This window comes from Stenotrophomonas sp. YJH_SMC_80 (assembly GCF_059372495.1).
This window is the reverse complement of sequence record NZ_JCAFVP010000004.1, coordinates 262,405-274,813: the sequence shown is the minus strand read 5'-3', so window position 1 is coordinate 274,813 and position 12,409 is coordinate 262,405. Positions and strand designations below refer to the sequence as shown.

Below are 12,409 nucleotides of genomic sequence, written 5' to 3'. Positions count from 1 at the left end.
GCAGCGGGGAGGGAAACGGCGGGTTTGCGGGCAGTCGGTCAGTCGATGCGCGCGTAGGCCGGCAGGGTCAGGAAATCGGTCAGTTCTTCGCTGCGGCTCAGTTCGCCGAGCAGGGTGATGGCCTCGCCGATGCGTGCACCACCGGGCAGTGCGCTGGTGTCGCCCAGGCGCGCTGGCAGCTGTGCCAGGGTGGAATCCAGCAGCGCCAGATCGATCGCAGTGCCATCGTCCAGCTGCTGGCCCGGCGTATGCAGCCACTGCCACAGCTGGCTGCGGCTGATCTCGGCGGTGGCCGCGTCCTCCATCAGGTGATGGATCGGCACGCAGCCGTTGCCATCCAGCCACGCCGCCAGATAGCGCACGCAGACTTCCACGTTGCCTTCGAAACCGGCGCGGGTGATGGTGCCCGGCGGCCGTGCGATCAGTTCGTCGCGGCCGACGCGCACGTCCTGGCGCAGCACGCTGTGCTGGTTCGCACCGGGCATGTGTTCGTCGAAGATCGCCATCGCCACCGGAATCAGCGCCGGGTGCGCAACCCAGGTGCCGTCATGGCCAGCGGTGACTTCGCGCAGCTTGTCGGCGCGCACCCGGGCCATCGCCTGTTCGTTGGCAGCGGCATCGTTGTTGATCGGAATCTGCGCGGCCATGCCGCCCATCGCATGCGCCCCGCGGCGGTGGCAGGTCTGGATCAGCAGTTCCGAATAGGCCTTCAGGAACGGCTGGGTCATGGTCACCTGGCCGCGTTCGGGCAGCACGCGGTCGGCGTGGCGGCGGAAGGTCTTCAGGTACGAGAAGATGTAGTCCCAGCGCCCGCAGTTCAGGCCGACGATGCGGTCACGCAGCGCGTGCAGGATCTCGTCCATCTCGAACACCGCCGGCAGCGTTTCGATCAGCACGGTCACCTTGATCTGGCCGTGCGGCAGGCCGAGCATGCCTTCGATGTGCGACAGCGCGGTCTCCCACAGCGCAGCCTCTTCCATGCTCTGCAGCTTGGGCAGGTAGAAGTACGGGCCACGGTCCTTGGCCTGCAGGGTGCGGGCGTTGTGGAAGGCGAACACCGCCGCATCGAACAGGCCGCCGGCGATGAACTGACCATCGATGCGCACGTGCTTCTCGTCCAGGTGCCAGCCACGCGGGCGCACGATCAGCACCGCCTGTTCGTCGTACGGGCGCAGGGTGTAGTGCTTGCCATTTGCAGCGGTGAATTCCAGATCACCGCGCACCGCCGCCGCCAGCGACTGCTGGCCGGCCAGCAGGTTGCGCCAGGTCGGCGAGGTCGAATCCTCGAAGTCGGCCATGAACACCTTGGCGCCGGAGTTCAGCGCGTTGATGACCATCTTCGGGTCGGTCGGGCCGGTGATCTCGACGCGGCGGTCCTGCAGCGCGGCCGGCAGCGGCGCAACGCGCCAGTCGCCGCTGCGGATGGCGGTGGTGTCTTCGCGGAAGTCCGGCAGGCCGCCCTGGTCGAAGAACGCCTGGCGCTCGCGACGCGCCTGCAGCCGTGCCTGCCGGCCCGGTTCCACCGCGCGGTGCAGCGACACCAGCAGAGCCAGCAGCGGCGCCGGCAGCAGGGTGTCCTGGCCAGCCACGCGGGTCGCCAGGGCGATACCGGGGGTAGCCTTGGCGGCGGGGGTGGGAACAGCGGAAGCGACGGCGGACATGGGGCGACTCCAGCGGTGGGGGAACGACTCCACGGTGCCGCTGGGCCTGAGTATTTGGCAAAACAGTTTTTGCAATGTTCTACATAAGTTGTGCTAATACTCATGACACGATGAGCACACGCCCGCTTCCAAGTCCGCGTTTTTCCTACAAATCCGACCGGCTGAAGCCGCTGCGCGCTTTCTGCCAGACGGTACGCCTGGGGTCGGTCTCACGGGCTGCTGAGGCGCTTTTCGTCAGCCAGCCGGCCATCAGCCTGCAGCTGCAGGCGCTTGAACGGGAGCTGGGGGTGCCGTTGTTCGAGCGCAGCGGTCGCCGCCTGGTGCCCAGCCGCGAGGGCCAGCTGCTGTACGAGATGGCACAGCCACTGGTGGAGAACCTGGATGGGCTGGAGGCGCGCTTCCGCGACAAGGTGCGTGGCCTGGACGCGGGCGAGTTGAACATCGCCGCCAACAGTTCGACCATCCTGTACCTGCTGCCGAAGATCGTCGAACGCTTCCGCCTGCATCACCCGGACGTGCGCCTGACCCTGCACAACGCGATCAGCGCCGATGGCACCGACCTGCTGCGCGAGGACGCCGCCGACCTGGCGATCGGTTCGATGACCGATGTGCCGGCCGACCTGACCTACGCCCCGGCCTACCGCTTCGAGCAGGTGCTGATCGCACCGCACGACCATCCGCTGGCCAGTGGCGGCGAGCTGGAGCTGGCCGACATCGCGCGCTATCCGCTGGTGCTGCCGCCGAAGCGGCAGATCACCTACCGGCTGGTCGACCAGGTGTTCCAGCGCCACCGCATCGCCTACACCGTGGCGCTGGAAGTGGGTGGCTGGGAGGTCATCAAGCAATACGTAGCGATGGGCATGGGCATTTCCATCGTGCCGGCGCTGTGCCTGAACGAGGCCGACCACGAGCGGCTGGCGGCGCGGTCGATGAAGCGGTGGTTCCCGGAGCGGAGTTACGGGGTGATCGTGCGCCGGGGCAAGGCGTTGTCGGCGCAGGCGCGGGCGTTCATCGAGCTGATCCAGCCGGAGTTGTTCAGCCCACGCGATTACGACCAGAGCGGGCATTCGGAGCGGTGAGGGGTGTTCTGGTTTGCAGGGCTGCCGCCCTGCACCTGCAGAGGCCGAAGCAACGGCAACGTCAACGGCAACAGCGGGCATTCCGTGGGATGGCGGGGTGGGTCCGGTTGTGGGGGACGCCGTAAACCCGTCCATGAAGTGACCCCCGAGGCTTGGTCGCGGCATCCATGCCGCTCACACCCCCGCAACCGGACCCACCCCGCCTTCGACAGTTGGTTGCTGCTGTTGGTGCCAGCTGCTGTTGGTGGGTGCCGACCGTTGGTCGGCACGGGATCGGATCCCATCTCTGATTCATTTCCGGCTGACGATGAATAAACTGGCCGCATGTCCATCGAACTCCGCCACCTGCGTTACTTCCTCGCTGTCGCCGATACGCTGCACTTCGGCCAGGCGGCGGAGCGGCTGGGCATGTCGCAGCCGCCGCTCAGCCAGCAGATCCGCCAGCTGGAGGACCTGATCGGTGCGCGCCTGTTCGTGCGCAGCCATCGTCGTGTGCAGCTGACGCCTGCGGGCGAGCTGCTGCAGGAACGTGCACGCGCCATCGTGCAGCAGGTGGAAGCGGCGGTGGACGAGGTACAGCGCGCGCAGCGCGGTGAGCAGGGTGAACTGCACATCGGCCTGACCCGCGCCACGCCGCTGTCGTCGCAGATTCCGCGTTCGATCCTGCATTACCGCCAGCAGTATCCGCAGGTGCGGCTGCAGCTGAGCGAGATGAACACCCTGCAGCAGATCGACGCGCTGCTCGACGGGTCACTGGACGTGGGCATCATCCGCAAGCGTGCGCTGCCGCCGGAACTGGTGGCGCACAGCCTGTTCGTCGATCCGCTGGCGTTGATCGTGCATGCCGACCATCCTGCCCTGCGCAGACTGTCGAAGCAGGGCACGCTGTCGCTGCGCGACTTCGCGCAGGAGCCATTCGTGGCGTTCCGCCGCAGTGCCGGTGCCGGCATCCACGACCACATGATCGCGTTGTGCGCGGCTGCCGGGTTCACGCCGCGCATCGTGCAGGAAGCCGGTGAGGCATCGACATTGATCAGTCTTGCGGCTGCAGGCCTGGGTGCGGCGATCCTGCCCTCTTCGTGCGATCACATCCGGGTGGAAGGATCGCGCTTCGTGGCGCTGGCCGATGCCGGTGCCCATTCGGAAGTGCAGCTGGCGTGGCATCGCGAACGGGTAACCCCGTTGATCCGCAATTTCGCCACGCTGCTGCGCGGGGCATTCGCCGGTAGAGTCGACTGTTAGTCGACTATCGCGCGCAGCGCGGGGTTTTCGCGATCTGATGGAAGAACAGTCGACTAACAGTCGACTCTACCTCGGCAAACCCGCCACACCGTGGTTGCCGGCCAGCGGCCGGCACTGCCGTGCGTTGGGTCACGCCGTGACCGACTGTGGCGCGCGCTGCTGCAGCGTCCAGACGATGCCACCGCCGATCAGGGTCAGCGCGGCGGCGAACGCACACACGCCAAGCCAGTCCCAGGCTGCATAGGCCAGGCCACCCACACCGCCCAGCACGCTGGACCCCAGGTAGTAGGCGAACAGGTACAGCGCCGAGGCTTCCGCACGCATCGCACCGGCGCGGCTTCCAACCCAGCTGCTGGCCACGGAATGACCACCGAAGAAGCCGAAGGTCACCAGTGCGATACCCAGCGCCATCGTGCTCAGCCACGGCATCGCCAGCAGCGCGATGCCGGCGCCGATCAGCGCGAACGAGATCGACAGGATGCGGCCGCGTCCGTAGCGCGTGGCCTGCTGGCCCATCCACGCCGAACTGAAGGTACCCACCAGATAGACGCTGAAGATCAGCCCGACCACGGTCTGGCTGAGATGGTAGGGCGGCGCCAGCAGGTGATAGCCCAGGTAGTTGTAGAGGGTGACGAACACGCCCATCAGCACGAACGAGGTGGCGAACAGCCACGGCAGGCCCGGGTCGGCGAACAGCATGCGCCAGCGCGACGGCAACTGGCGCAGGCCATCACGGCGGGGCTGGAAGTGACGCGACGGCGGCAGCTGCAGCCACAGCAGCACGGTGCTGGCCACGGCGATGATCGAGACCACGCCGATGCCCCAGCGCCAGCCCCAGTGATCGGCGATGATGCCGGCCAGCAGGCGCCCGCTCATGCCACCGATGGCGTTGCCGCCGATGTACAGGCCCATCGCCAGGCCCAGCGCACGGCTGTCCATTTCCTCGACCAGGTAGGTCATCGCCACCGCCGGTACGCCGCTCAGCGCCAGGCCAAGCAGGGTGCGCAGCACCAGCAGCGTGGTCCAGTCGTCCACCAGCGCGGTGCAAAGCGACAGCATGGCCGACGCCAACAGCGCAACGATCATCAACGGGCGACGGCCGACCGCGTCGGACAGCAGGCCGGCCAGCAGCATCGCCACCGCCAGCGTGCCAGTGGTCAACGACAGCGACATCGCGCTGCCGGCGGCGGACACGCCGAAGTGACGGCTGAACTCGGGCAGCAGCGGCTGCACGGTGTACAGCAGGCCGAAGGTGGAGAAGCCGGCCAGGAACAGCGCCAGCGCGGTGCGGCGGAAGGCCGGGGTGCCCTGCTGGATGCGGGTGTCGGTGCCGGTATCGAGAGTGGAGGGACGGCCTTCAACGGCCGCCGCAGTTTCGCCAGTCATGGAATCGAAGGGCCGGTGGGGACGGCCGGGCGTGGGAGGGAACGGGCCTCAGACTAGGCCCGTCCATCCAGTCGATCCATAACCTGATAAGTCAGGATTGATACTCAAGAAGTATCAATTAAGCTTACAGGCGCTGCCACTCGAAACCGTCGCCGCGGCGGTAGTACACCGCCACCGCACGGCCGTAGACCTTGTCGGCATCTACGAAGCCGAAGAAGCGGCCATCGAAGCTGTTGCCACGGTGGTCACCCAGCACCAGCACCTTGCCGTCCGGCACCACCAGGTCGGCGATGTCCGGGCCGCCCCCCATGTCCAGATCGAGGCTGGCACGGCGTTCACCGAAGGCTTCCACATCCTGCAGGTCCGCGGTCTGCAGCGGCTGGCCGTTGATGGTCAGGTGCCCTTCGTGCAGCTGCACATGGTCACCGGCCACTGCGGCAACGCGCTTGATCAGGCGGGTGCCGTCGGCTGGCGAATCGAATACCGCCACTTCGCCGCGCTGCGGCGTGCCGGTGGACATCAGCTCCCTGCTGGTGAATGGCAGGCGCAGGCCGTAGGCGCGCATGTCCACCACCACCCGGTCGCCGGGCTGCAGGGTCGGCTGCATCGAACCGCTGGGCACCACGTAGTGGTTGGCGAGGGTATCGCGGGCGGCGGCGAGCAGGCCGAGCATCACCAGCAACGGCAGCGCCTCCTTTTTCAGCCAGGCCAGCGCGCGATCAGAAAAGGGAGGGCGGGCAACGGCGTCCATGGCAGGCTCCGGGTGGGTGGTAGCTGCATCAGACCACACATGGGGGGAGAGGTTCCCGGTAGCGCCGGGTTACGCAGGTTTTACGCGCGGGACCGGCCGCGGGCATCGCACCTTTACGGCCAGCGCGCGCATCGTGTGCCCACCGCGCCACAGGGCGCATTCCGCAAGGTGTTGTATGACCCTCCTGGTGATCCGCCACGCATCTTCGTCCGCGCCGCGCCCGCAATTGCCGGCGCAGCTGAGCGGCCATCGCGTACTGTGCAGCGACTGCGCCAGCCTGTCCGAAGTGCGCCAGTGCCTGTGCCAGCCGCAGGCGCGTTCGGCCGACTGGGTGCTGCTGGATGTCGGCGTGGCCGACGAGGCGCAATGGCAGGCCGAGGGCGGTGCGCTGCAGGCGGCGCTGGAACGGCTGCCGGCGCAGTACATCGAGTTGCAGGCACCCAGCGAGCCCGGCCTGGAGTCGCGCCTGCGACTGCAGCATGGCCCCGCGGCGGTGGTCATCGACCAGCGCAGTCAGCAGGCCGGTTACCCGTTGTCGCTGGCCATCGTCGGCCGCCGCCTGGCGCAGGAGGGCTGAGCGATGTCGATCTTCATCATCCGTGGCCCGGAAGCCGCCGGTGCATTGATCCGCACGGCGATGCCACTGCCGGCGCCGGTATTGAAGTCGCTGGTGCACCGGGCGATCGACGCCGGCACCAGCGTGGCGATACGCGCCTGCGGCTCGGAACAGGAACTGCTGGACGCCCTGCGCGTGGCCGACCACAGCCGTGGCGAGGTGACGCTGCTGGACCCGGGTGCGTGTGCCAACAGCCTGCGTCTTCAGCGCCTGCTGCCCTACCTGCACAACGCCTACGTGGAAGTACATGACGACGGCGCGGTGGCCGAGCCGTGCCTGCCGGCCGGTGTCGGCCAGCGCCTGGGCATCGCCGCCGGGTACGGTGCGCAGAGCTATGTGCTGGCGCTGGACATCGCGCTGGATCACCTGGGATTGGCCGAACAGGCCAATCGCGTGCACGTGGGGACGTGATGGCCGGGCTGTGCCCGGCACCCGGTAGTGCCGGCCGCTGGCCGGCAACCTCTACAGCAACAGCAACAGCCAAAGCCGGTTTCCTGGGGGAAGGCGGGGTGGGTCCGGTTGCGGGGGACGCTGCAAGTACGTCCCTGTGAGCTTGGCCGCGGCATCCATGCCGCGGACACCCCCGCAACCGCCCCCCCCCCCCGCCTTCGACAGATCTCCGCGAACTGTCGGAACAGCATGGCCTGCTTTTGGTGGGTGTCGACCTTGGTCGATACATGGATCCACGCCATGCGTGGATGAGCAGCAAACTGCGGAATCTATCGATGGTATCGATTCAACGAAAAACGGCGGGGTTTCCCCCGCCGTTATTTCTTTCGTACTCCAGGTCGCGCTTATTTCAGCCCGCGGAACTTCAGCAGCGGTTCCACCGACGGGTCCTTGCCGCGGAAATCGCGGTACAGGGTCGACAGCTCCACGCTGTTGCCGCGCGAGAGGATCTTGTCGCGGAATTCCTGGCCATTGGCGGCGGTCAGGCCACCGTGTTCGGTGAACCACTGGTAGGCGTCATGGTCCAGCACTTCGGCCCAGAAGTAGGCGTAGTAGCCGGCCGAGTAACCGCCACCCCAGATGTGGTCGAAGTAGGTGGTGCGGTAACGCGGCGGCACCTGCGGCAGGTCGACCTTGAACTTCTTCAGCGCGCTGGCTTCAAAGGCGCCGACGTCCTGCAGCGGCGCGTCGGCCTTCTGCGTGTGCCAGGCCAGGTCGAGCAGTGCGGCCGACAGGTACTCGGTGGTCGCATAGCCCTGGTTGAAGCTGCGTGCCTTGAGGATCTTGTCGACCAGTTCCTGCGGCATCGCCTCGCCGGTCTTGTAGTGCTTGGCGTAGTTGGCGAACACCTTCGGGTCCAGTGCCCAGTGCTCGTTGAACTGCGACGGGAACTCGACGAAGTCACGCGAGGTGGCGGTGCCGGCGATCGACGGGTACTTCACGTTCGAGAACATGCCGTGCAGCGCATGGCCGAACTCATGGAACATCGTGGTGACGTCGTCGAAGCTGATCAGCGCCGGCTGGCCGGCAGCTGGCTTGGTGAAGTTGCAGACGTTGTAGACCACCGGCTTGGCACCGGTCAGGCCGTCCTGTTCGACGAACACGTCCATCCAGGCGCCACCGGACTTGCTGTCACGCTTGAAGTAGTCGGTGTAGAACAGGGCCAGCGAGGTGCCGTCCTTGTCGAACACTTCGTACACCTTCATGTCCGGGTTGTAGGTCGGAATGTCGGTACGCGGCTTGAAGGTGATGCCGTACAGCTGGGTGGCGGCGTAGAAGACGCCGTTCTGCAGCACGTTGTCCAGTTCGAAGTACGGCTTGATCTGCGACTCGTCCAGATCGTACTTGGCCTTGCGCACCTGCTCGGCGTAGAAATCCCAGTCCGAGGCGGCGACCTGGAAGCCGCCCTTCTGCGCGTCGATCACCTTCTGGATCTCGCCGGCTTCGGCGCGCGCCTTGGCGGTAGCGGCCGGCACGGTGTCGGTCAGCAGCTTCAGCGCGGCAGCCGGGGTCTTGGCCATCTGGTCGCCCAGCTGGTAGTCGGCGAAGGTGTCGAAGCCAAGCAGCTTGGCCTTCTGCGCACGCAGCTGGGCCAGGCGCTGCACGGTCTGCCGGGTGTCGTTGGCATCGCCACGCTCGGCGCGGGTTTCCGAAGCCTTCAGCACGGCGGCACGCTGGTCGCGGTCACTCAGCGAGCCGAGCACCGGCTGCTGGGTGGTGTTCTGCAACGGCAGCAGGAACTTGCCATCCAGCTTGCGCTCCTTCGCTGCGTTGGCGGCGTTGTTGATCGCATCCTCGTCCAGGCCGGCCAGCTTGGCCTTGTCGTCAACGACAACGGCCGCAGCGGCGGTAGCGGCCACCAGGCGGGTGTGGAACTGGGTGGAAAGGGTGGTTTCTTCCACGTTGAGCTTGCGCAGCGATGCCTTGTCGGCGTCGGACAGCTGTGCGCCGGCGCGCACCAGGCCATCGTAGTAGTGCTCGACCAGGCGCTTCTGCACCGGATCCAGTTCAAGCGTGTCGCGCTGGTCATAGATCGACTTCACGCGCGCGAACAGCTTCGGGTCGAGGTTGATCTCGTCCTGGTGCGCAGCCAGCTTCGGCGCCACTTCTTCCTGGATCTTCTGGCGCGCATCGTTGGTATCGGCCTGGACCAGGCCGAAGAAGATGCGCGACACGCGGGTCAGGGTCTCGCCGCTGCGCTCCATCGCCACGATGGTGTTGTCGAAGGTGGCCGGCTCGCTGCTGTCGGCGATCTTGCGAACGTCGGCCAGGTGCTGGCGCATGCCTTCTTCGAAGGCCGGCAGGTAGTCGCTGTCCTTGATCTTGTCGAACTGCGGCGCCTGGAACGGCAGCGTGCTGGCGCTCAGCAGCGGATTGGTGGAGGCTTCGGCCGGCTGCTGGGCCGGGGCTTTCTGGGCATCGGACACGGGGGTGGACTCCTTGCCGGAACAGGCCGCCAGCGCCAGGCTGATGGCGGCGGCCAGGACTACGGTACGCGACATGTAAAACGCTCCTTGGGCAGACGGTATGGAATACCAGCCCTCCACCCTACTCCTGTCGCGCTCGCCCGGCATGTGCCGGACGTGGCGTCTATGCGACGGCCTGCGGCCGGCTCAGACCGTGCCGCGGGTCTTGCCGATCCACGGCCGGTAGAACTCGCGGATGGCGGCCATGTCGGCAGCATCGTCGCCGGTCGGCTGGAACAGCGGGCCGATGCCGATGGTCTTTTCCGGGTAATGGAAATAGGCGGCCAGGATCGGCACGTCGGCCATCCGGGCGATCTTCAGGAAGCCGGCCTTCCACTCCTTCACCGCCTTTCGGGTGCCCTCGGGGGTGATGGCGAACCACATCTTCTCGTTGTTGCGCAGCAGGTCCACCGCCTGGCCCACCGTGCCCTGCGGCGAGCTGCGGTCCAGCGGGATCACGCCCAGCTTGTGCAGCAGCGGCCCCAGCGGCCACCAGAACAGCGAGGCCTTGCCCAGCACCTTCACCTTCATGCCCAGCGCGATCTTGGCCGCCATGCCCCACAGGCCGTCCCAGTTGGACGAATGCGGCGCGATGATGAACACCAGGCGCGGGATGTCAGGCAGGGTGCCGGTCACCTTCCAGCCGCCCATGCGCAGGGTGCAGCGCGCCAGCCAGCGCAGGAAGGCGTTGGGTTTGACCTGTGGCATCTGCGGCGGCACGGCCGGCAGCAGCGGAGTCGGGTTGTTCAAGCAATCACTCCCAGTCACGTGATGAGCGCCCGCGCTTGATCTGCGCGCGCCCGCGTTTGGCGTCCAGACGACGCAGTTTCGACCCGAGGGTCGGCTTGGTGGCCTTGCGCGGTTTGGGCACGCTCAGCCCGGCCTGGATGAAGGCCGCCAGCCGCTCGCGCGCATCCTCGCGATTGCGATCCTGGGTACGGAAACGTTGCGCGTCGATGACCAGCACGCCTTCGCCGGTCATGCGCCGGTCGCGCCGCGCCAGCAGGCGCGTGCGCAACGGTTCGGGCAACGAGGGCGAGTTGGCCACGTCGAAACGCAGTTCCACCGCAGTGGAGACCTTGTTGACGTTCTGGCCACCGGCACCGCTGGCACGCACGAACCGCTCGACGATCTCGCCGTCGGGGATTTCAAGCTGCGCGTTGATGGTGACCGGTCCACTGCCCATCCGCGCATTGTAGCGGCAGCCACGTGTCGGAGTGCGCATCGCGCGCCGTATGCCGCCGATCAGGTACCGAACACGCCGCCTTCGCCTTGGCTGCGGGTATGCTGGCCGTCCCATGTACCGCAGGAAGCTTCGCATGACCCGCTCCGCACCCGCCCTGCCCTCCCTGCTGCGCCGCGCCGCCCTGCTGCTGGCGCTGGCCGTGGCCAGTGTCCCCGCCCTGGCCGCGCCGCCGACCGATGGCGACATCAACCGTCTGCTGTCCGCGTCACGTGCGCAGAGCATGATCGACACCATGCTGCCGCAGATCGAGGCGATGCAGCAGCAGCAGTTCCAGCAGGTGGCCGCACAGCGCCAGCTCAATGCCCAGCAGCAGGAGCAGCTGAAGCGGATCCAGGCACGGACCAGCCAGACCCTGCGCCAGGCACTGTCCTGGCAGCAGCTGCGGCCGATGTACGTGGACCTGTACAAGAAGACTTTCAGCAAGGAAGACGTGCTGGCGATGGCCGAGTTCTACGAGAGCGCGGCCGGCCAGAGCCTGCTGGACAAGACCCCGGCCCTGATGCAGAACGTGATGGTGGCGATCCAGGCGCGCATGCAGCCGCTGTTCGCGGACCTGCAGAAGGACCTGGAAGCGATCGTCAACGAGCCGGAAAAGAAGTGAGGTCGTGCCGGCCGCTGGCCGGCAACCTCGTACGGTTGGGATCAGGCAGATGCCGGCCAGCGGCCGGCACTACCGTCTATAGGTCCACCTGCCAGCCGAACAGGTCCAGCGCCTTCTGGAACTCACGATCCAGCGGCGCACTGACATCCACGTTGCCGCCCTCAGGATGCGGGAAGCGCAGGCGCTCGGCGTGCAGCAGCATGCGGTGCACGCCCTGCATGCGGAAGATGCGGTTGTGGCGGCCATCACCATGGCTGGTGTCGCCGATCATGTGATGCGACAGGTGCTTGAGGTGCCGGCGGATCTGCCGGAAGCGCCCGGTCTGTGGCTGGCAGCGCAGCAACGCATAACGCGAGCTGGTGAATTCACCGACCGGCACCGACAACTCGCCGGTGGCCAAGCGCTGGAAGTCGGTGACCGCCGGCTTTTTCACCGGTTTGCCCGGGCCGCCGTCCAGATCATGATCGACCTGCCAGGCGAGTTCGGCCGGCCAGCCCCGGCAGACGGTCAGGTAGTCCTTCAGCACCTCGCCACCCATCAGCGCCTTGCCCAGCGCACTGGCGGTCTCGCGGTCAAAGGCCAGCAGCAGGCAGCCACTGGTGGCCCGGTCCAGGCGATGCACGAGGAAGATCGGGCGGCCCAGCTGCTCGCGCAGGCGGTCGGCCAGGAAGTCGTCTTCGCCACGGGCCAGCTTGCTGTCGTGGACCATCAGCCCGGCAGGCTTGTTGACCACAGCCAGGCGCTCATCCAGGTGCAGCAGCTGCAGGGGCGCGGTTTCAGTCTCGACCGCGGCGAGGGTGTCAGGTTCGGTGCTCACGGCGGAATTATCGGGGCTGGGCACTGAATGCGGTAGAGCCGGCCGGTGGCCGGCTGCCTGCGGATCGTCTGGCTGCTGGGCTTGCCGGCCAGCGG

Annotated in this window: 12 protein-coding genes; 5 read left to right on the top strand and 7 right to left on the bottom strand. The window is 67.0% G+C overall.

The window, feature by feature from the left end; genetic code table 11:
- Positions 1 to 38: 38 nt before the first annotated feature.
- Positions 39 to 1,661: a malate synthase A gene (gene aceB / locus AC5P99_RS09500; protein ID WP_123959375.1), complete on the bottom strand. Its 1,623-nt coding sequence runs from the start codon at positions 1,659 to 1,661 to the stop codon at positions 39 to 41.
- Positions 1,662 to 1,771: 110 nt separating this feature from the next.
- On the opposite strand from aceB, the gene AC5P99_RS09495 reads away from it, so the two are divergent.
- Complete coding sequence (locus AC5P99_RS09495; protein ID WP_057500059.1) at positions 1,772 to 2,740, top strand: LysR family transcriptional regulator; 969 nt, start codon at positions 1,772 to 1,774, stop codon at positions 2,738 to 2,740.
- Positions 2,741 to 3,064: 324 nt separating this feature from the next.
- Complete coding sequence (locus tag AC5P99_RS09490) at positions 3,065 to 3,982, top strand: LysR family transcriptional regulator (RefSeq protein WP_495213075.1); 918 nt, start codon at positions 3,065 to 3,067, stop codon at positions 3,980 to 3,982.
- A gap of 129 nt (positions 3,983 to 4,111) precedes the next feature.
- On the opposite strand, the gene AC5P99_RS09485 is transcribed toward AC5P99_RS09490, so the two are convergent.
- A complete protein-coding gene (locus AC5P99_RS09485; RefSeq protein ID WP_049449336.1) occupies positions 4,112 to 5,368 on the bottom strand; it encodes an MFS transporter in 1,257 nt (418 codons plus the stop codon).
- A gap of 124 nt (positions 5,369 to 5,492) precedes the next feature.
- Positions 5,493 to 6,119, bottom strand: coding sequence for a signal peptidase I (lepB, locus tag AC5P99_RS09480; RefSeq protein ID WP_005407648.1), 627 nt, complete (start codon positions 6,117 to 6,119; stop codon positions 5,493 to 5,495).
- A 175-nt stretch (positions 6,120 to 6,294) separates the two neighbouring features.
- Here lepB and AC5P99_RS09475 point away from each other — a divergent pair, with 175 nt between their 5' ends.
- Both AC5P99_RS09475 and AC5P99_RS09470 read left to right on the top strand, forming a co-directional pair.
- Positions 6,295 to 6,696 carry a hypothetical protein gene (locus tag AC5P99_RS09475; RefSeq protein WP_033835527.1) on the top strand — a complete coding sequence of 134 codons (402 nt, stop codon included), beginning with the start codon at positions 6,295 to 6,297 and terminating at the stop codon, positions 6,694 to 6,696.
- A 3-nt stretch (positions 6,697 to 6,699) separates the two neighbouring features.
- On the top strand, positions 6,700 to 7,146 hold the full coding sequence (locus AC5P99_RS09470; protein WP_004153636.1) for a 3-dehydroquinate dehydratase: 447 nt from the start codon (positions 6,700 to 6,702) through the stop codon (positions 7,144 to 7,146).
- A gap of 383 nt (positions 7,147 to 7,529) precedes the next feature.
- Here AC5P99_RS09470 and dcp read toward each other — a convergent pair whose 3' ends face one another.
- From dcp to arfB, 3 genes are all read right to left on the bottom strand, one after another.
- Positions 7,530 to 9,686, bottom strand: a complete 2,157-nt coding sequence (dcp, locus tag AC5P99_RS09465; protein ID WP_012478784.1) for a peptidyl-dipeptidase Dcp — start codon at positions 9,684 to 9,686, stop codon at positions 7,530 to 7,532.
- Positions 9,687 to 9,797: 111 nt separating this feature from the next.
- Positions 9,798 to 10,400 carry a lysophospholipid acyltransferase family protein gene (locus AC5P99_RS09460; protein WP_005407645.1) on the bottom strand — a complete coding sequence of 201 codons (603 nt, stop codon included), beginning with the start codon at positions 10,398 to 10,400 and terminating at the stop codon, positions 9,798 to 9,800.
- Positions 10,401 to 10,404: 4 nt separating this feature from the next.
- On the bottom strand, positions 10,405 to 10,836 hold the full coding sequence (arfB, locus tag AC5P99_RS09455) for an alternative ribosome rescue aminoacyl-tRNA hydrolase ArfB (protein ID WP_005407644.1): 432 nt from the start codon (positions 10,834 to 10,836) through the stop codon (positions 10,405 to 10,407).
- Positions 10,837 to 10,969: 133 nt separating this feature from the next.
- Here arfB and AC5P99_RS09450 point away from each other — a divergent pair, with 133 nt between their 5' ends.
- Entirely contained in the window at positions 10,970 to 11,497 is a 528-nt protein-coding gene (locus tag AC5P99_RS09450; protein ID WP_005407643.1) for a DUF2059 domain-containing protein, read from the top strand.
- Between the two features lie 76 nt (positions 11,498 to 11,573).
- On the opposite strand, the gene AC5P99_RS09445 is transcribed toward AC5P99_RS09450, so the two are convergent.
- Positions 11,574 to 12,314 (bottom strand): pseudouridine synthase, encoded by a 741-nt coding sequence (locus tag AC5P99_RS09445; RefSeq protein WP_005411909.1) that lies wholly within the window; start codon positions 12,312 to 12,314, stop codon positions 11,574 to 11,576.
- Positions 12,315 to 12,409: the final 95 nt, after the last annotated feature.